The sequence below is a fragment of the Psychrobacter sp. FME13 genome, assembly GCF_014861395.1.
Classification (GTDB): domain Bacteria; phylum Pseudomonadota; class Gammaproteobacteria; order Pseudomonadales; family Moraxellaceae; genus Psychrobacter.
Map to the genome: position 1 here is coordinate 16,897 of NZ_RRYV01000011.1, position 17,949 is coordinate 34,845.

At 42.0% G+C, this 17,949-nt stretch carries 17 protein-coding genes; 5 read left to right on the forward strand and 12 right to left on the reverse strand.

The features are described from left to right. Nucleotides 1-89: 89 nt before the first annotated feature. Nucleotides 90-740: a DUF2939 domain-containing protein gene (locus EI164_RS02860; RefSeq protein ID WP_192518494.1), complete on the reverse strand. Its 651-nt coding sequence runs from the start codon at nt 738-740 to the stop codon at nt 90-92. Between the two features lie 425 nt (nt 741-1,165). Here EI164_RS02860 and dnaJ point away from each other — a divergent pair, with 425 nt between their 5' ends. From dnaJ to EI164_RS02875, 3 genes are all read left to right on the forward strand, one after another. Next, the gene (dnaJ, locus tag EI164_RS02865) at nt 1,166-2,305 is read left to right on the forward strand and encodes a molecular chaperone DnaJ (protein ID WP_192518495.1); all 1,140 of its coding nucleotides are present in this window, start codon (nt 1,166-1,168) and stop codon (nt 2,303-2,305) included. A gap of 211 nt (nt 2,306-2,516) precedes the next feature. Then, nucleotides 2,517-3,347: a 4-hydroxy-tetrahydrodipicolinate reductase gene (dapB, locus tag EI164_RS02870; protein ID WP_192518496.1), complete on the forward strand. Its 831-nt coding sequence runs from the start codon at nt 2,517-2,519 to the stop codon at nt 3,345-3,347. A 231-nt stretch (nt 3,348-3,578) separates the two neighbouring features. Then, nucleotides 3,579-4,472, forward strand: a complete 894-nt coding sequence (locus EI164_RS02875; RefSeq protein WP_192518497.1) for a hypothetical protein — start codon at nt 3,579-3,581, stop codon at nt 4,470-4,472. Nucleotides 4,473-4,577: 105 nt separating this feature from the next. On the opposite strand, the gene EI164_RS02880 is transcribed toward EI164_RS02875, so the two are convergent. The 8 genes from EI164_RS02880 to erpA all read right to left on the reverse strand — a co-directional run bounded on the left by EI164_RS02880 (nt 4,578) and on the right by erpA (nt 13,003). Then, nucleotides 4,578-5,753 carry a type III PLP-dependent enzyme gene (locus EI164_RS02880; protein WP_192518518.1) on the reverse strand — a complete coding sequence of 392 codons (1,176 nt, stop codon included), beginning with the start codon at nt 5,751-5,753 and terminating at the stop codon, nt 4,578-4,580. Between the two features lie 125 nt (nt 5,754-5,878). Further along, the gene (gene def / locus EI164_RS02885; protein ID WP_192518498.1) at nt 5,879-6,433 is read right to left on the reverse strand and encodes a peptide deformylase; all 555 of its coding nucleotides are present in this window, start codon (nt 6,431-6,433) and stop codon (nt 5,879-5,881) included. Nucleotides 6,434-6,648: 215 nt separating this feature from the next. Then, nucleotides 6,649-6,903, reverse strand: coding sequence for a GlsB/YeaQ/YmgE family stress response membrane protein (locus EI164_RS02890; protein WP_192518499.1), 255 nt, complete (start codon nt 6,901-6,903; stop codon nt 6,649-6,651). Nucleotides 6,904-7,221: 318 nt separating this feature from the next. Further along, nucleotides 7,222-8,691 carry a UDP-N-acetylmuramate:L-alanyl-gamma-D-glutamyl-meso-diaminopimelate ligase gene (gene mpl, locus EI164_RS02895; RefSeq protein WP_192518500.1) on the reverse strand — a complete coding sequence of 490 codons (1,470 nt, stop codon included), beginning with the start codon at nt 8,689-8,691 and terminating at the stop codon, nt 7,222-7,224. A 302-nt stretch (nt 8,692-8,993) separates the two neighbouring features. Beyond that, nucleotides 8,994-9,704: a copper resistance protein NlpE N-terminal domain-containing protein gene (locus EI164_RS02900; RefSeq protein WP_225739080.1), complete on the reverse strand. Its 711-nt coding sequence runs from the start codon at nt 9,702-9,704 to the stop codon at nt 8,994-8,996. 390 nt (nt 9,705-10,094) lie between these two features. Next, a complete protein-coding gene (locus EI164_RS02905; RefSeq protein WP_192518501.1) occupies nt 10,095-10,622 on the reverse strand; it encodes a disulfide bond formation protein B in 528 nt (175 codons plus the stop codon). 82 nt (nt 10,623-10,704) lie between these two features. Beyond that, a complete protein-coding gene (gshA, locus tag EI164_RS02910) occupies nt 10,705-12,279 on the reverse strand; it encodes a glutamate--cysteine ligase (RefSeq protein ID WP_192518502.1) in 1,575 nt (524 codons plus the stop codon). A gap of 343 nt (nt 12,280-12,622) precedes the next feature. Then, the gene (erpA, locus tag EI164_RS02915) at nt 12,623-13,003 is read right to left on the reverse strand and encodes an iron-sulfur cluster insertion protein ErpA (protein ID WP_192518503.1); all 381 of its coding nucleotides are present in this window, start codon (nt 13,001-13,003) and stop codon (nt 12,623-12,625) included. Between the two features lie 425 nt (nt 13,004-13,428). Between erpA and EI164_RS02920 the strand changes: the two genes are divergently transcribed. After that, nucleotides 13,429-15,450: an ATP-binding cassette domain-containing protein gene (locus EI164_RS02920; protein WP_192518504.1), complete on the forward strand. Its 2,022-nt coding sequence runs from the start codon at nt 13,429-13,431 to the stop codon at nt 15,448-15,450. A 108-nt stretch (nt 15,451-15,558) separates the two neighbouring features. Here the strand turns inward: EI164_RS02920 and EI164_RS02925 are convergent, their stop codons facing one another. From EI164_RS02925 to EI164_RS02935, 3 genes are all read right to left on the reverse strand, one after another. Then, entirely contained in the window at nt 15,559-15,921 is a 363-nt protein-coding gene (locus EI164_RS02925; protein WP_192518505.1) for a septal ring lytic transglycosylase RlpA family protein, read from the reverse strand. 171 nt (nt 15,922-16,092) lie between these two features. Continuing rightward, on the reverse strand, nt 16,093-16,605 hold the full coding sequence (locus tag EI164_RS02930; protein ID WP_318779510.1) for an IS630 family transposase: 513 nt from the start codon (nt 16,603-16,605) through the stop codon (nt 16,093-16,095). Beyond that, nucleotides 16,586-16,942, reverse strand: a complete 357-nt coding sequence (locus tag EI164_RS02935; RefSeq protein ID WP_192518506.1) for an IS630 transposase-related protein — start codon at nt 16,940-16,942, stop codon at nt 16,586-16,588. The genes EI164_RS02930 and EI164_RS02935 overlap by 20 nt, the downstream gene beginning before the upstream one ends. Before the next feature lie 401 nt (nt 16,943-17,343). Between EI164_RS02935 and EI164_RS02940 the strand changes: the two genes are divergently transcribed. Further along, nucleotides 17,344-17,835 carry a DUF3015 family protein gene (locus tag EI164_RS02940; protein ID WP_192518507.1) on the forward strand — a complete coding sequence of 164 codons (492 nt, stop codon included), beginning with the start codon at nt 17,344-17,346 and terminating at the stop codon, nt 17,833-17,835. Nucleotides 17,836-17,949: the final 114 nt, after the last annotated feature.

Genomic DNA, 17,949 nt, shown 5'->3' on the forward strand with positions numbered 1-17,949 from the left:
AGTCCTCAGTTTTAAACTCTTCTATTTAAAAAATAGACACAGCATTTTGTTTGCTATAGCCATGCTATCTGCTATGGCTGTATTGTGTATTACGGCAGCACGATGTCCACGATTTTCCAATCAATGAGACCATCACGTTGCATCTCTATAGTCAGTGGATACCCTTTAACTTGTCCGCTAACAGTGAAGCAGTTGATACCACAGTAGCTTAGCTTAGGTTTGTCACTATCAGAGCCTTGCGCCACTTGCTGTTCTAGTTCAGCGGCTTGTTTTTCCATCACTTGCTGCATTTGGGTTTTGATCACAGCGTCTATATCACCGCGCTGGGCGATCAGGTTCTGAATCAAGCTTTGGAGGTTGACTTGATTGCTAGCGATAGCCCAAGCTGCCGCTAGCTCTTTAGTAGCCGTGTTGGCTTGACCTTGAGTGCTAATGACCTTTTCGATATTCTCTGAGGTAATCGCACCATCGACTGCCTTGACGATAAAATCATCGGCGGCCTTAGTCAGAGCCTCACCGCCTAATTGAGAGACGAGAGGGTATTGAGTCATTGTCTGAGTAAACTGGTTGGTCAATTGGTTTTGGATGCTAGGTTTGACTTGATCATAGTCAATCGCTGCTGCAATCGTCGCACCGTCGTTGGCATCATAAGCATTTTTGAGCTGATAGGCACTATAATAAGGCGAACCTGCATAGATAGTTACTGCGATGAGGAGTAATAAAACAATCAGCTTCTTCATAAAAATCGATACCTTGTCGCAAACTTAGTAATTTGGATAGTTATTAATATAAAAGACCAAAAACTTGGACGATAAATATTAGCATGGCTTAACGTTATTGAGGTATGAAAAGCTTTGTTCATTCCTTAATAAAACCTTTTTGTAATGACGAAATATTCCTAAGCGATACTTTCCATCGCTAAAAGCTTGATAAATCACTATGCCATCTCCATAAATAGCGCAAACTTTTAATAATTGATTTGGCTAAGCAGTAATCCGCCGTATCTACCTGTAGGATTCACATCATTATCATCTATCCTTTCTGATTGTTCATTGTGTTTCATGTGAAACCTTTATGAATAACTGTGAGTGATACTAAGTGGTGATGGTTGATTGAGGCTGATGAATCGACTGGCCGGTGGACTGTAAAGACGATAGGAGAGCCCATGAGCAAGCGTGATTTTTATGAAGTGTTAGGTGTCAGCAAAACTGCTGATAGCAAGGAAATTAAGCGAGCTTACCGTAAGCTGGCCATGAAATACCATCCAGACCGTAACTCTGACGACCCTGATGCAGAAGATAAATTTAAAGAAGCGTCAATGGCTTATGAGGTATTGAGTGACGCAGAAAAGCGCTCAGCCTATGATCGTATGGGTCACTCAGCCTTTGAAAATGGTATGGGCGGTGGCGGCGGCTTCGGTGGTGCAGGCGGTAATTTCCAAGATATCTTTGGCGATATCTTTGGTAACTTTGGCGATATCTTTGGTCAGCAGCGTGGTGGTGGCGGTGGTGGACGTTCGCGCCGTGGTTCAGACCTACGTTATGTCATTGAATTGACGCTAGAAGAAGCGGTGCGTGGCTGCAAAAAAGAAATCAGCTTCACGGCTCCTGCGCCTTGTGACACTTGTGATGGCAAAGGCGCAAAAAATGCCTCTGACATTGTGACTTGTCCAACGTGTAACGGCCAAGGTCAAGTTCGTATGCAGCAAGGCTTCTTTGCGGTTCAGCAAGCTTGCCCGCATTGTGGCGGCACAGGTAAGCAGATCAAAAACCCTTGTCCTGATTGCCATGGTAATGGCGTCAAAGACAAATCACGTACGCTAGAAGTTTCTATTCCAGCTGGTGTCGATGATGGTGATCGCGTTCGTCTCGCAGGTGAAGGCGAAGCGGGCGGCGCTGGTGTTCAAAACGGCGACCTATATGTTGAAGTTCGTGTCAAAGCGCATAATGTCTTTACCCGTCAAGGTGCTGATCTGTATATGGATGTGCCCGTTAGTATTACCGATGCTGCATTGGGTAAAGAGGTTGAAATTCCAACACTAGATGGCAAAGTGAAGCTGAAGGTTGCAGAAGGTACGCAAAGTGGTAAGTTGCTGCGTGTACGCGGTAAAGGTGTGACTCCAGTACGTACAACGATGAAAGGTGATTTGATTTGCCGTGTTATCATTGAGACGCCAGTGAATCTAACGGGTGAACAAAAAGACCTATTACGTCAATTCCAAGATACCTTGGATGGTGATAGTAAGCATCAACAGTCGCCACATAAAAAATCATTCTTCAAAAAAATTGGCGAGTTGTTTGACTGATACGGCTGACTAATTGGTCATAGCCAAAAAAAGTATCAGTTAAAAAGTTATCTAAACCAGCCCCAAGGTTTCACATGAAACTTTGGGGCTTTTTATCAACTGTATGTTATCAGCTGTATAAAAAACCACTCAGGTAGTGATATTTGCTAAACTGACCATAAATAATATGTAACAGCTGTTTCACTAAAAATAAAATATTCAGGATAAAAATATGAGTTCACAAATAACAGAACAAACCATCAATGTTGGTGTCATCGGTGCTGGTGGTCGTATGGGTCGTATGCTTATCGAAGCGGTACAACAAAACCCAAAAACCACTTTAAATGCAGCGATTGAGCGTCAAGGATCAAGTCTTGTCGGTGCTGACGCTGGTGAAGTTGCTGCTATAGGCTGCTTAGATGTACAAATTGTTGATGATTTAACAGCCGTCGTGAACGATATTGATGTGCTGATTGATTTCAGCTTGCCTGATGCCACCGAACAAAACATGCAGGTTTGTGCCGAGCATAATGTCGCGATGGTTATCGGTACGACAGGTTTCAATGCACAGCAAGAGCAAGTACTGGCTACAGCGAGTGAAAAAATTGCGATCGTTTATGCTGGCAACTATTCAACTGGCGTGAATTTATCACTAAAACTACTGGGCATGGCAGCCAAAGCATTTGGTGATGACGCCGATGTAGAAGTGATCGAAGCGCATCATAAGCACAAAATTGATGCCCCATCAGGTACGGCTTATATGATGGCAGAAGCCGTCGCAGAAGCTCGTGGACAGAACCTAAAAGACGTCGCCATTTATGGCCGTGAAGGACAAACAGGTGAACGTGAAGCAGGTACGATTGGTATCCATGCGATTCGTGGTGGCGAAATCATCGGTGACCATACCGTGATGTTTATCGCTGATGGTGAAGTGGTTGAAATCACCCATCGTGCCCGTGCGCGTATGACCTTTGCTGCTGGTGCAGTGCGTGCAGCTACTTGGATTATCGAGCAAAAAGTAGGGCAGTATGATATGCAGGATGTGTTAGGTTTAAATGATTAAGGCTTAAATGGTAAGTGCTGGGATGATTAATTTTTCAGCCTCTCTTGATTACATCTTAATAAATGATGAGTCGCTGCTATAGTCGATCCACTATAAAATAAATACAGCGATACTGGGTGCATTTTGCGTAGCCTCTGTCTGCGCAGGCATAGCAAGCAAGGAAAATGTATACCAGTATCGCATGGTTACATTTGTATCTGTTTTATTTAGGACTGACTATAGGAGATAGACATGGATACGTTTAGACAAAATTTAATAAAGGTGGTTAGTAGAGCTTTTATGGCCAGTAAAAACATTGGCTATGTGGGCCATACGCTCTTAGCGACTAGTCTGGTAGCCTTACCTGTCGTGGTACAAGCAGCGACTTATGACACCTATGTCATTCATACTTATGGCGGTGACACATTACTACCTGCGGTGCGTCAGCAGTTAAACAGCAGCCGTGATGGCGGCACAGTCACAACGTATCAAGACAAATTAGTATTGAATACCACAGCAGCTAATTATCAAGCAGTACAACAGCTCTTGACTCAAATTGATGGTCAACCACAAGCCTTAACCGTCTCAGTGCGCGTTGGCAATAATAGCAGCACACAGAGTAGTATCCAGCAAGGTCAGGTTATTATGACTAATCGCGGTGTCCAAGGGTCAGGTATCATTAACCAAAGTAACCGTCAGCAGCAGGGCAGTAATTCATATCAAGTACAAACCTTATCTGGTAGTGCGGCAAGTATCAGCACTGGCACGCTCTATTCACTGACTCAGAGTTATCGTGCTAATCGCTATAATATAAGGCCGCAGATTACTATCCAGCAGCAAGTATTGCTACCAACGACACAGGGAATTACGGTAACACCAAGACTGCTACCCACAGGTCAAGTCGAGGTGCAACTATCCCAAGTAGAGGAAAGCCTAGCGCGATCCAATTCGCCTTATAATCGCAGCAGTTCTGTTAATCATGCCATTCAAGGCCAACGTTTGAATAGTACGATTATCGTGTCTCGCGGGCAGTGGGTAACTATCGGAAAAATCTCTCAAAGCAGTCAAAACCAAAGTAGCAGCTATGGTGGTAATCAGACAACTAACAGTAATAACAATGTGCCTATTTCACTATTAGTACAGTAGCCAAGCAGCTATCAATCCAGTTTTTGGACAAATACGAAAAAGCGCGTCACTACGATAAACAGTGCCGCGCTTTTTCTATTTCTATTAACGAGTAATGATTCAAAGCTAATCAATATAAACGACTTCGAGTGGTGGAAAACCGTTAAATTCAACCGATGAGTAAGAGTTGGTATAAGCCCCAGTGGTTAGCCAATAGATTTTATCACCAATCTCAAGCTCTTCTGGTAATTGATAACCTGCTTCTTCGTACATGATATCAGTTGAGTCACAGGTAGGACCTGCCAACACAACCGTTCCTTCACTGGTAGAGGTTTCCATCTTAGGCGTATAAACAGGGTACTTAATGGCTTCACCCAGTGTCTCGATCAATCCTTGGAATAAACCAACGTCTGTATATACCCAACGAGTCAGGTCAGTATTGGATTTTCGGGAGATCAGTACCACATCACTAACCAATACCCCTGAGCCTCCAACCAATGAACGACCAGGCTCTAAAATAATTTCTGGCATCTCATCTTCATTGTAGTCATCAGTCAAATAGCGGGTAATCTCTTCGGCATAGACTTTGATAGGATTGACTTCGCTAATGTAGTTGGTTGGGAATCCACCGCCCAAATTAATCATTTGCAGCTTGATACCTTCTTCGTTCTTCATCCAGTCAGATATGTATTTGACCTTAGCCAAAGCATCATCCCACGCAGCGACGTCTTTTTGCTGGCTACCGACATGAAACGAGATGCCATAAGGAACCAAGCCCAAATCACGTGCTTGAATCAATAGCTCGATGGCCATATTCGGGTGACAGCCAAACTTACGTGATAGCGGCCATTCTGCAGTATCTGAGCCCTGAACTAAGATACGAACGAATATCTTAGCGCCTGGCGCCTGTTTTGCAATATTTTTTAGATCTGCTTCTGAGTCGGTTGCATACAGATCAATCCCTTTTTCAAAGGCATATTTCACGTGTTCAGCTTTTTTGATGGTATTGCCATAAGAAATACGAGATGGCTCGACACCGCAATTTAGCACGCGATCAAGCTCGTAAATAGAAGCACAATCAAAGTTTGAACCAAGGTTTGCCAGTAGATCAATCACTTCCACAGCAGGGCTAGCTTTCATAGCATAATGCAGTTTTGCATTAGGAAATAAGCTTACCATTTCATGGTATTTAGTCTTGATACGACTGAGATCCACCACCAAAAAAGGCGTCTCGCGACCTTCAGCCGCTTTGGTAAATTTCTGCCAACTGGCAGGGTTAAAGTACTGGTCAATTTTGATCATGGTCATGTTAAGGAACCTTTAATAGAAACAGCCTTTGCTAGAGGCTAATAGCCAGACTAATGGTATCGTCATCGAGCAGCTAATGATTCTGAGTATATATGACTATCAGCTGACACGATAAGTCATTAAGAACTGGTGGGCTGAGGCTGCTTATTGGCTGCTTCTTCATGGTTTTTTTCGCGTATTTTGATAACTTTACGTACTTTATCGCGCGCACGGGTCTGCTTTAAACGTGATAGATAATCGACGAATATAACCCCATTTAGATGATCCATTTCATGTTGGATACATACTGCAAGTAGGCCTTCTACTTCTTCGTCAATCTTGTCACCGTTTTCATCTAGCGCTTCGATACGTACTTTGGTAGGACGCTCAACCTTGTCATAGACATCAGGCACTGATAAGCAACCTTCTTCATACGGCTGTTTTTCTTCTACTAGCGGTGTCACTTTTGGGTTAATAAAAACTCTCGGACTGTCTTTCTCTTCAGATAAATCCATCACGATAAGTTGAATGTGGCGATCTACCTGACTGGCTGCCAGACCAATGCCTTGAGCATCGTACATCGTCTCAGTCATGTCAGCGATTAAGGTTTTTATTTCAGCTGTCACTTCCTTTACAGGCTTGGCAATTGTGCGCAGGCGTGGGTCTGGATAATTCAATATAGGGAGTAATGCCATAACGCTTACCTCAATGATAAGGATAAAATAGGGTTGGTATTATAAGATAAATGGGGGCAAAAGTAATGTTTATCAATACTTTCCCGTAACTATCGATTTTTATTATTTTAAAAATGTAGGGCGCATTTCTATAGTTGAGGTAAGTAAAAAGGCCTCGCAATTAGCGAGACCTTCTTCTTATATCACTACTTCATAACCGTCAATGCTACGTTCAGTTATACGCCACGTTTATTGGTAATCATCTCATAGGCAAACAGTAATATGATGGCACCAATCACTGAGAATATCAGACCAGTAAAGCCACCGTCAGCGTTGATACCGACTAGTCGGGCAAGGAAACCACCAACTAATGCGCCGACGATACCTAAGACAATAGTCATAATCCAGCCCATAGAGTCATTACCTGGCTTGATAGCACGTGCCAACAGACCTGCGACCAAACCTACAATAATCATCCAAATAAAGCTCATGTTATTCTCCTAATTTATTATCATTTATAATGTATAACGAACTCTGATGAAGTTATTGTATGCACTGCATAGAAGTAAAGGTAAGCACGAAATGTTACCAGTGTATGAGCTATGTGAGGAAAACTGCCAATTTGCTAATATTAAGACAGGATAGGTAAATGAAAGGTTACAAAGGTAGCAAAGTCGCAAATACTGACCGCGATGCATACTGATTAATCACCGGTACAGGTAGGCTGTTTGATAATAAAAAAGCGTGGCTCGTTGATCACGATGCCACGCTTTAATGTAGATGCTTGTGATAAGTGGACAGTAAATCTGCTATTTGTCACCTAATGCTGTTAATAGACGTTGATGGATTCCTTCAAAGCCACCATTAGACATAATGACAATCGCATCACCTGCTTGAGCATGCGTGCTGATATGTTCGATGATATCATCAGTGCTAGTCAGTACTTGCTGGTTGCTGATATTAGGATTGGTCACATTGGCTTGCTCGATGACGTCTTTTAAGCCCCATTCTAGACCAGTAGGCTCATACCATAGCGTGTGATCAGCAAGGGCAGCAGATTCAGCTAGGCTGTCTTGGTGAATACCCATTTTCATCGTGTTACTACGTGGCTCGATGATGGCCCAAATCCGTCTATCAGCCAGTTTCTTTTTGGCACCATCTAAAGTCGTGGTAATGGCAGTCGGATGGTGTGCAAAATCATCGAAAACTAAGATGTCATTCACATCACCGATTAACTCCATGCGACGTTTGATACCAGCAAATGCGGATAATGCCTCACAAGCCGTGGCAATACTAACACCAACATCATAAGCAGCTGCCACAGCAACTAGAGCGTTATTAACGTTATGGATGCCACTCATTGCCCAATTAACAGTGCCGATAGCGTCATTATCTGCACCAAAGCTCACTTTAAATTGACTACCGTCTTCGCTAATAAGTTCAGCGTGCCAATCGCTATCATTTCCGAGGTTGTCAGCTGCGTTCTTGTCAATCACTGACGTGCGCCAAACAGGCGTCCAAACTCCTTTTGCTAGAGTGTCCTCTAAACTGCTGGTAGCTGATGGCATGATGATTTGTCCAGTACTTGGAATCATACGTATCATGTGATGAAACTGAGTCTGAATGGCATTGAGATCAGCGAAGATATCGGCATGATCAAATTCAAGGTTGTTTAAGATAGCTGTGCGCGGGCGATAATGAACGAATTTTGAACGCTTATCAAAAAAGGCAGAGTCGTATTCGTCCGCTTCAATGACGAAATATCCTCTCTTTGCGTTGTCATTGCTGCTTGCTTCTGCACCCAAATAGCTACTATGCGCGAAGACCTGCTGTAGGTGCTCGTCAGTGGTATCGACTAATGGTACACCACCAATCAAAAACCCAGTATCGATACCAGCATAGTGCAATATCCACGCAAGCATTGTCGTTGTCGTCGTCTTACCATGAGTACCAGCAACGGCTATCACGTGGCGAGATTGTAAGACTTGCTCTGATAAAAACTGTGGACCTGAGGTATAACGCAGTCCTGTGTCTAGCATATACTCAACCACATCCATACCGCGCTTCATCGCGTTACCAACGACGACCAAATCTGGCGCTGGCTGTAAGTGTTCTATCAAATAACCCTCTTCGATAGTCACGCCTGCATTTTGGAGTTGGGTGGACATAGGGGGATAAACATTGGCATCGGAGCCAGTGACGGTATGTCCAAGCTCTCGCGCCAGTAGGGCTAGCGAGCCCATAAAAGTACCACAAATACCAAGAATATGAATATGCATAGACGTTCCGTACGAGCTTAAATTAAGAGAATAGAATAAAGCGTTATCTGTGAGTCTAGCCGCAATACATGGCTGCTCATGATAGAACCGACCCACATGATTATGGTCATGTTAACGACCTTTTGTCGCAGAAATAGCAAACGGTTGTCAAAATATCAACGCGGTGAACAGTCACTCATTGTAAAGTAAAGCCCATTAGATGACCAATAAAAAACGCCTTAAAGGTAGGCGTTGTTTGCTACGGTACTTGGTGTCTTAGTTTTTTATCTGAGACTACTTATATCTAACTCGCTGTGTGTTTTTTATTTACGTGACAAGGTATAGTCATTATTAGGGCTTTTGTCTTTGTTCATTAAGATAAGATGATTGTCTTGAATACGATACGTCTCAATATTTTTGTCTTCGTAGACAATCGTAATATTATTATTATCTTGACGATAAATACCAGACTCAAAAAGTGGTGTATGCGGTGTGTCAGGGTTGTTATAAATACTGGTTTTTAGCACTGAACCATCAGCAAATAGGTTTAGTGTGATATCGACACTGTCACAAGAAGTGCAAGGCACCATGCCTCCGTAGTCGCCCATTAGTGTGGCTTGTAGGATATTACTATGTGTGTCATTGGTCGTTCGTGACCCAGAGGTAAGTGCCTCGTTTCTCGGCTGAGCTGCCGCAATCAATGACTGTCCTTCTACTGCTTCATTAGACTGGTCATCAACACTAGATAAACGATCGTCATTATCTTGCAAGTTATTTTTGGCATTCTCTGAGTTAGAAGGTACGGTGCTATCAACAGGTGTGACTTGCGTTGCCAAGTCCTTATGATCATTGGGTTCAGCGTTGTCACAGCCAATAAGAACGACACAGATAGGGAGCGCTAGCAAAGACCGACCATAGCGTTTTATGACAGTCAATGTGGTAGAGCCAATAGGCGCAAAGTACATCATGGTCACACCAAAAAACAGTTTGTACATAGGGTTTTTAAAGATTGTCCATGCTATCGATAATGTCATTTTATTGTCAAAAACGACAGATAATAGAAGGCATAAGTGTCAAAATCATTCAGTCTATAAGAGATAGCGCTGGTTACTTTAATTCTGTTGAATAATATTGGTCGTATTGATTAACCGAAACAGCAAATAAGCAGTGTCAAGATAGCAAAGATTGAGGATATCTCTGTAGAATTTTTGTTATGGCGGTTTTATACAAAAGAGGGGGTATAAGGTACTGGAGATTTGATGAATTAGAAAAGTTAGCTCGCAAGGACAGGACTATTTTTCGACCTTTTATAGTTAAAAATAAAGGCTTAGAATGAACTAAACCTCTATTTTCAACATTGTACTACCCAAAAAATAGTCACTGTCACTGCCGTGGTGATATGTTTAACATATCATAACTGTTTATTATCCAAGACGGTTGCTGGTGCTTGGTCGAATGATATGTAACAGTATCAACACATGTACTAGCAATAGTACGCTAAACAAAATCAGAGACTGCTCAGGAATACTCAATCCTATGAATGTCCAGTCAACAGAAGCGCATTCGCCAGAACCTGCGAAAACTTCTTTGAACACTTGTAGAATTGGTAAGGTGTCTAGCCAATAATCGAGACCAGGACCGCAGGAAGGCACTTGATCGGCAGGTAAGTGCTGTAGCCATACATGACGCGCGGCTACTGCCGTAGACCAGCCTATTCCAGCCACACTACCAAGCCACAATAGCAGTCTGATTATTTTAGATTTTGGATTAAACAGTGCTGACATTAGGGCAAAAATACCCATAATAATCAAGCCAATACGTTGGAAAATACAAAGTGGACAAGGGGAAAACCCTAAATAGCGCTGTAAAAAGAACAGCGCAAAACTCATTCCTACTATGCTCATTATTACTAAAAATACTTGCAAGTTACGGTAAGTGGTTAGCTTTAGCATCGGGCAGTTACTCTTATAAATTAGTCATCTACAGACATTAAATACTGATCAGAACATGGTTATAAATATCTAATTATCAAAATTAGCGATATTGTTGCAAAAACTCCATAAAATCTTCTGTTTCTGCTTTTTCGATATCTGCTTGTTGGAGTATCGATTTTTCTGCCAGTACTTCGTATTTGGCTTGGGTATTTGGACTGAGCGTTTGCTGTAATAAAGACTTACGATGCTGCTGTGCTAAGGTGAAACCAAGCCGCCATAAGCTACCCAAACGCTGACTATCAGAGTTTACTTGTGCAGAGATGGTTGCCTCAGAATGTCCAGCTTTACCTTGCATCAGGGCAACAGCAGTACGGTAGTCGTTGCCACCATAATGCGCGTCAAGTAGTGCAGCAAGTGGTTGCATGCGCTCTAGATGTGTCAGCATCCAGCTCTCAAGTAATTGCTCCTCACCATTATTGATAATATGTAGATTATCGCGACGACCTTCGTTTACCACGCGCTCAAGATTAATCGCGAGTGTTTCTTCTTCTTCAGGTAGCAAGTCAGGTGAGTCGCTAAGTAGGCAGTAGAGCGCCATTACTTCTAAGAAACAAGCACTAGATAAACGGATACCGACATCACTATAAGGATCCAAATCAATGGCGCGGAATTCAACGTAAGCGATACCACGACGCTCAAGCGCTTCAGTCGGTGTTTCGCCGCTCATTGCTATTTGTTTTGGTCGGATAGGGCTGTAGTATTCATTTTCTATTTGTAAGATATGGTTATTGATTTGAATAGGATTGCCATCCGCATCATCTAAGCCAAGCTTAGCAAAGCTTTCATGTGGTGTCTGAATCGCACGGCGTAGTCCAGCGACATATTCTGGCAAGTAGTTGTAACGAATATCGAGTTGCTCTTGCACGCTATTGGTATAACCAAGTTTACCCATACGCAGGCTGGTGGCAGCAGGTTTATAATAAGTAGAACTGTTCATCTGCTCTAAATCATGCTTACGATTGGCCAAAAAGCAAGGACAGACGCTTGGACTAGCACCCAATAAATACAGTACAAGACTGGTTAGTCGTTTGAAATTACGAATAAGTCCCAAGTACTTTTCATTTTTAAACTCTGCCAACGTTTGGCTTTGCGCAGTAGGTGTTTTTGCTTGCCAGTCTTCAAACAGTCCGTCACCAAAAGACAAGTTATAATGCAAACCTGCGATGGTTTGCATGCGGCGACCATAACGAATACCCAGACCACTACGATATAGCGTTTTAAGTTTGCCAGTGTTAGAGCTGCCATAATCGGCTAGTGGAATATCTTCATCATTTGAGGACAGCATACATGGCATAGACAATGGCCACATCAGCTCACCTTCTGGCATGGCTTGATACACCAGTACGTGCAGTTGACGCAACATGTTAAGGGTTTCTTTTGGAGAGGCTTTTGGATCGGTAATCAGCTCAAGTAGGCTTTCTGAATAATCTGTGGTGATAAAAGGGTGTGTAAGTTTTGATCCGAGTTTGGTCGGATGCGGTGTTTGAGCCAAGTAGCCATCAGGTTTGACACGCAGTCCTTCTTTTTCGATACCACGGAGCATGCCTGTTAAATGCTTGCTATCAAACCAGTTAGGAATTTCAAAGTTAACAAAGCTACTCACAAAATTAGTCATAATAGTCATCTATTGTTATTCATTATGGTGGTTCAAAACACGACTAGCGCTTGACCATAAAAGAGGTAGATATTGGGTTAAGAGTTTCGTCAGTTTAGCTCAAAGCAGCTTTTAAAACCACGGATAGTTACAAATACGACAAGCTTTACAATGGCTTGTCTGCCTGAATATTAGAGGATATTTAGACCGTATTATTTGTAAGCAGTCTTTGATTAAAGCCCTCTGCAAATAAAAAAATATCTACCTAGCAGATAGAGGTTTTTGATATACAGCGTTCAGTTATTGAGCATCGCTGTAGCCAACAACTTGGGTATTTAGATCAAGAGTTATGTGTGCGGTTAACTCAAATAGAAAAGGATGAACCACAGCCACAAGTGGTGGTAGCATTTGGGTTGGTCACGACAAAGCGCGCACCTTCTAAGCCTTCGGTATAATCAACGGTAGAGCCCTGTAGGTATTGATAGCTAAGTGAGTCGACGACTAAGGTCACATCCCCATTGTCAAAGTTGGCATCGTCTTCATTTAGCTCATTGGCAAAGTTAAAGCCATAAGAAAAACCTGAACAGCCACCGCCAGTGACATAGACACGCAGCATAAGGTTGTTATCACCTTCTTCTTCACGTAAGCGACGTACTTTTTGTGCAGCACTGTCAGTTAGGCTTAATACGGTTGGATCTACTGGTTGGCTGGCGCTTGGACTAAATTGATTGGCTGATTCGTTCATATCTACCTCAGTTGCTAGGATCAAATGCTATCGTCGTCCTGTTTGGGTTTGCAATTAAATGGTTGCAAATAAAGATACGTACGGCGTTTGATTCAATTGGGTGCTGTCATTATGGCAAGGCTGTTAACACATTATAAATACAATATTGGTGCCGTCAAAATGGTTGAGCATATAGTTGGTACTTACTTTATAGCAGTATATCATAATGGGGATAGTGATTCGTTTGTCAAGAGTGATGTCACTCACTGAATTTAATGCATCAGAATTGGCTTTTAATGAATGAATAAATACTTAGTTTTGAAATAGTTATTTAATTGTTTGCCTATGGAGCAAGCGTTTGAAATAATAGCCGGCAGTTAACATGCCAGATGTGTGTTTTTCTTATTGCCTTATATTTTATATTACTGTTGAGATGAAGAAATTATATGATCGAATTTAAAGACGTTGGTGTTCGCCGTGATGGTCGTGAATTGTTTGCCGGTGCAAGCTTTCAGCTACATCCGGGTCACAAAGTTGGCTTAACAGGCAATAATGGCACTGGCAAATCCACCTTGTTTGCTTTATTACTGACGCAAATGGGTACGGGCGATACCGAAGTCACTCTTGATAGGGGCGAAGTAAGTATTCCTGATAGCTGGCATGTGGCACACATGGCACAGGAAGTGGGCGCAACCAAGCAGACAGCGGTTGACTATGTATTAAGTGGCGATGAACAGTGGTATGAGATTAATGCCGCGTTAAATGATTTGAGCAGTGTCAGTGATGAGCAGATTGGCATATTGCATCAGCAATTTGATGAAATTGATGGCTATCGCACACCGACCAAAGCCGCTCAAATTATGGCGGGACTGGGTTTTAATACTAGCCAGCATGAGCTACCAGTAGAAGGTTTCTCAGGTGGCTGGCGCATGCGTCTAAACCTTGCCAAAACATTGATGAGCCGCGCTGATTTAATGTTACTTGATGAGCCAACCAACCATTTGGATTTGGATGCGATTCTTTGGCTAGAGACTTGGATCAATGCATATATGGGTCTGGTGATTGTCATCTCGCATGATCAGGCATTCTTGGATGCGACGGTTGGTCATATCCTTCATGTAGAACAACAAAAAATCACGCTCTACACAGGTAACTACCAGCAGTTCATTCGTACGCGTCATGAGCGTATGGCACAGCAGCAGCAAGCGTTTGAGAAGCAAGAAGCGACTAAGGCACATTTGGATGACTTTATTCGTCGTTTCCGTGCGAAAGCCAGTAAGGCCAAGCAAGCTCAGAGTCGTATTAAGCAGCTTGAGCGTATGGCGGAGCTGTCACCAATGATGGCAGAAAACCCTTTCTCCTTCCGTTTTTATGAGCCAGCAAATATGAGCTCACCGCTGATTGAGCTGACGAAAGCAGACATTGGTTATAGCGACGTACCACTGCTGCACAATGCCAATGTGCAGGTGACTCCCGATACGCGTCTGGGTTTACTCGGTATGAATGGTGCAGGTAAATCAACACTGATTAAGGCATTGGTTGGCGAGCTTGGCATATTAACAGGCACGTATCGAGTATCTGATACGCTGAAATTAGGCTATTTTAACCAGCATCAAATGGACATCTTAGACGCAAAGGCCACACCGATAGAGATGATGCGTCGCCTAGCGGGTAAGACTTCGGATGCGATACTACGTTCATTTTTGGGCAGTTTTGATTTCCGTGGTGATCGTATTGATACCCCTAGTGAGCTGTTTTCTGGTGGTGAGCGTGCGCGTTTGACATTGGCCTTGATTGTTTGGCAGCGCCCAAACGTTCTCGTGCTTGATGAGCCAACCAACCATTTAGACTTACAAATGCGTCAAGCATTGACCATCGCACTACAAGGTTTTGAAGGCGCAGTGGTATTGGTCTCGCATGATCGTGAACTGATTGCTAACGTTTGTGATGAGCTGTACTTGGTACATGACGGTATTATCGAAGAGTTTGATGGTGATATCGGAGACTATGGTAAATGGCTCGCCGAAAAGCGTAAGCAGGAAAACGCACAAGATAAAAACACAGGTAAGAAAAAAAGTAAAAAAGAGAGTAAAAGGTTTGTTTCACGTGAAACAACTGATAGTCAAGTAGGCAATAAAGCGTCTACTGCACCATCAAAGAATAAAAATGCTGAGCCTGCACTTAGCAAAGATGCCCAGCGTAAACAGGCTGCTGAACAACGCAAGCTAACCGCTCCGATACGCCGTGATATTGAGAGTACAGAAAAATCATTGGCTAAAATTGATAAGCAGCTAGCGGTACTTGAAGAAAAGTTGGCGGATACAACATTGTATGAAGAAAGCCGGAAGTCAGATTTGCTTGTTCTGCTCAATGAGCAAACAGCACTACAACAGCAACATAGTGATAATGAAGAAAAATTATTATTATCGATGACGACGTTAGAGGAAATGGAAGCTGGCCTTGAGTAGATGATGTGGCTTAGTAGATATTGTTTGTTAAGCTATTTTTAGCTGATAACGATATTTGTAAAGGTAGTTATAAAAAAGGGAGGGCAATCGCCCTCCCTTTTTATTACATTATTCCTTACGGTACTTACCATCACCATAAGATAATATTTCCATTGTCGTTGTACACAACTGACAGTTTATTTGACCAGCAGCGGCTTTTGATAAATCAAGAATACGACCTCGAATAAAAGGCCCTCTATCTGTAATTTTTACAATAACACTCTGCTTTGTCTTTTGGTTAGTTACTTGGACTTTGGTGCCGAACGGTAACGTGCGATGTGCAGCAGTTAATGAGTTCATGTCGAAGATACTGCCACTAGCGGTACGTTTACCGTGAAATTTGCTGCCGTAATAACTGGTATTGCCAGCAAAAACAGTGGTACTAAGTAGTAGTGACAAAGTGATAACCAAAGACCTGATTAAATAAGACATTTAATACCTTTAAGCAATTTATAAAATAGACAGGTACTCTTGCCTATGTTATCCGTACTCCCTATGAGTATGAATAATATAGATATTTTACAATAAATAGCTTGCCACGTCCTTACCATTTTGTAAAAAACCACGAGTTCAGTCTATTTTATAATATGTTTCAGGTTATAGTCAGCTCAAAATAAAATTGTTATGGTTAGGGCAAACATCATAAAACAATTTGGATAAGTCGTTTTCCATCCAGCCTTGGCGTAGAAACTTCACTTGTGCCCATTTCTTTTCAATAGGGTTCAAGTCTGGGCTGTACGGCGGCAACCAAAGAATACGATGACCATGTCTGTTGAGTAGCTTTTGGATACGTCTACTTTTATGAAACCGAGCGTTATCCATGACAATCACACATTTGGTTTTAAGACTTGGGATGAGGGTTTGTTTGCACCAGTTGTAGAATATGCTGCTGTTGATGTTGTACTTAAAGTAATCAAGTGCAAACAGCATCTTCTCATAAAGAGCAGCAATGACATTGGTTCGCTTTTTACCTTGCCAGTTGTAGCGATCAATACAAGGCTTACCAATAGGCGCGTAACCATGAGAACGAATGGTTTCAGCCTCAAAGCCGCTTTCGTCCATATAAACGATGGGATAGCTTTGCTGCCTAAAGCTATCAAGCTTTCCCTGATACACCGCTCTTTTTATTGGGCAAGCTTTTGGATGTTCTAAAGTCTTTTTTTTGACTGATGCCTAGGCGCTTTAGGGCATGATGAATGCCTGTTTTACTACAGTTTAAACGACGTGCTCGCTCATACTGATAATCATCAGGATGTTCTTTGACATCATTGAGTAGCACGTCATCTGGTATTTTATAGGGTTTGGTTTGCCTGGTTGTTTTACTATGAACACGTCTCTTCCAGTTTTGTATGGTGGTTGGGCTGAGGTTATAGAATTTAGCTGCCTCGGCAAAGGTCATACCCTCGTCTAAGCTTTTTAGTACTTGTTTGCGGAAATCTAGTGAGTAAGTCATGGTCTTTATAATAACAATTGAATTTGTTAATTATTTTATAACATTTTTAAGTGGAATTGACTATACTAATATAAGTGATTTTCATTTACTGCTCTTGCATTAAAAATAAATAAGGTTTGTTTGCTTTAAAGCTGCAACAAAAGCCAATTCTGCCTTCTAAGAAAATATTCATAATATAAAAAGCCTCTATTATATTTAAATAGACAAGTATAATGAGATAAAAGGTTTCATGTTATTGGATATAAGTTAATATCATTAATATAAGAAAAAAATCTTGCTATATTCTTACTATTTTGTAAAATACCAAAGGTTGAACATTGTTTTAGATTTTTTAGAAACACTCATAGTTTTCGATTGTATGGTGAGAAAATCTATCTTTTATTGTCTTGTGAGGAAATTTTATGTTGAAGAAAATTGCGTTTGCTTCAGTTGTCGCTGCAATGATTCCATTTAGCACAGCGAATGCTGATCTTGGTTCTAATTTTAAGACAGCAGATACCGGTCGTACCATCGAGCAGATTTATAAGCAGTGCGGTATTGGCGGCGCTTTATTTGGTAATTCAAGCCCTATTCTTGCTATTATCTCTAACGTAACTTGGGATTTAGGCACCACGGCTGCTACTTCTGACTCTATGTCTCCTAACACTTGCCAAGGTGGTAATGTTAGGGCCGCTGTTTTGATCAAAGAAGCCTTTCCAAGTGTTGAAAAAGACTTAGCTTCAGGCCAAGGTGCTCATTTGTCTGCACTACAGAACGTTGCTAACTGTGATTCAGCTGCGAGCGTACGTGCACAATATGGTCAATATGCTCAGACTTCTGCGTATCGTACCGCTACACAAGATCAAAATGCAGAAACGCTATTTAATATCGTTCAGCAAAACTGCGCTATCTAAATATTGAAAATGTCAGTTATTAAGCAATTCGTTTAATGCTGAAGCTTTTAATGATTTAATGATAAAAAACACGTAAACCTAGTGCTTACGTGTTTTTTATTGCTTATGTATTTA

Coding starts and splice junctions, on each gene's coding strand:
- def (WP_192518498.1), bottom strand. CDS start 6,433: ATGGCATTACTCCCTATATTGAATTATCCAGACCCACGCCTGCGCACA.
- dapB (WP_192518496.1), top strand. CDS start 2,517: ATGAGTTCACAAATAACAGAACAAACCATCAATGTTGGTGTCATCGGT.
- gshA (WP_192518502.1), bottom strand. CDS start 12,279: ATGACTAATTTTGTGAGTAGCTTTGTTAACTTTGAAATTCCTAACTGG.
- EI164_RS02920 (WP_192518504.1), top strand. CDS start 13,429: ATGATCGAATTTAAAGACGTTGGTGTTCGCCGTGATGGTCGTGAATTG.
- EI164_RS02900 (WP_225739080.1), bottom strand. CDS start 9,704: ATGACATTATCGATAGCATGGACAATCTTTAAAAACCCTATGTACAAA.
- erpA (WP_192518503.1), bottom strand. CDS start 13,003: ATGAACGAATCAGCCAATCAATTTAGTCCAAGCGCCAGCCAACCAGTA.
- EI164_RS02880 (WP_192518518.1), bottom strand. CDS start 5,753: ATGATCAAAATTGACCAGTACTTTAACCCTGCCAGTTGGCAGAAATTT.
- EI164_RS02905 (WP_192518501.1), bottom strand. CDS start 10,622: ATGCTAAAGCTAACCACTTACCGTAACTTGCAAGTATTTTTAGTAATA.
- EI164_RS02925 (WP_192518505.1), bottom strand. CDS start 15,921: ATGTCTTATTTAATCAGGTCTTTGGTTATCACTTTGTCACTACTACTT.
- EI164_RS02860 (WP_192518494.1), bottom strand. CDS start 740: ATGAAGAAGCTGATTGTTTTATTACTCCTCATCGCAGTAACTATCTAT.
- EI164_RS02935 (WP_192518506.1), bottom strand. CDS start 16,942: ATGACTTACTCACTAGATTTCCGCAAACAAGTACTAAAAAGCTTAGAC.
- dnaJ (WP_192518495.1), top strand. CDS start 1,166: ATGAGCAAGCGTGATTTTTATGAAGTGTTAGGTGTCAGCAAAACTGCT.
- EI164_RS02875 (WP_192518497.1), top strand. CDS start 3,579: ATGGATACGTTTAGACAAAATTTAATAAAGGTGGTTAGTAGAGCTTTT.
- EI164_RS02890 (WP_192518499.1), bottom strand. CDS start 6,903: ATGAGCTTTATTTGGATGATTATTGTAGGTTTGGTCGCAGGTCTGTTG.
- mpl (WP_192518500.1), bottom strand. CDS start 8,691: ATGCATATTCATATTCTTGGTATTTGTGGTACTTTTATGGGCTCGCTA.
- EI164_RS02940 (WP_192518507.1), top strand. CDS start 17,344: ATGTTGAAGAAAATTGCGTTTGCTTCAGTTGTCGCTGCAATGATTCCA.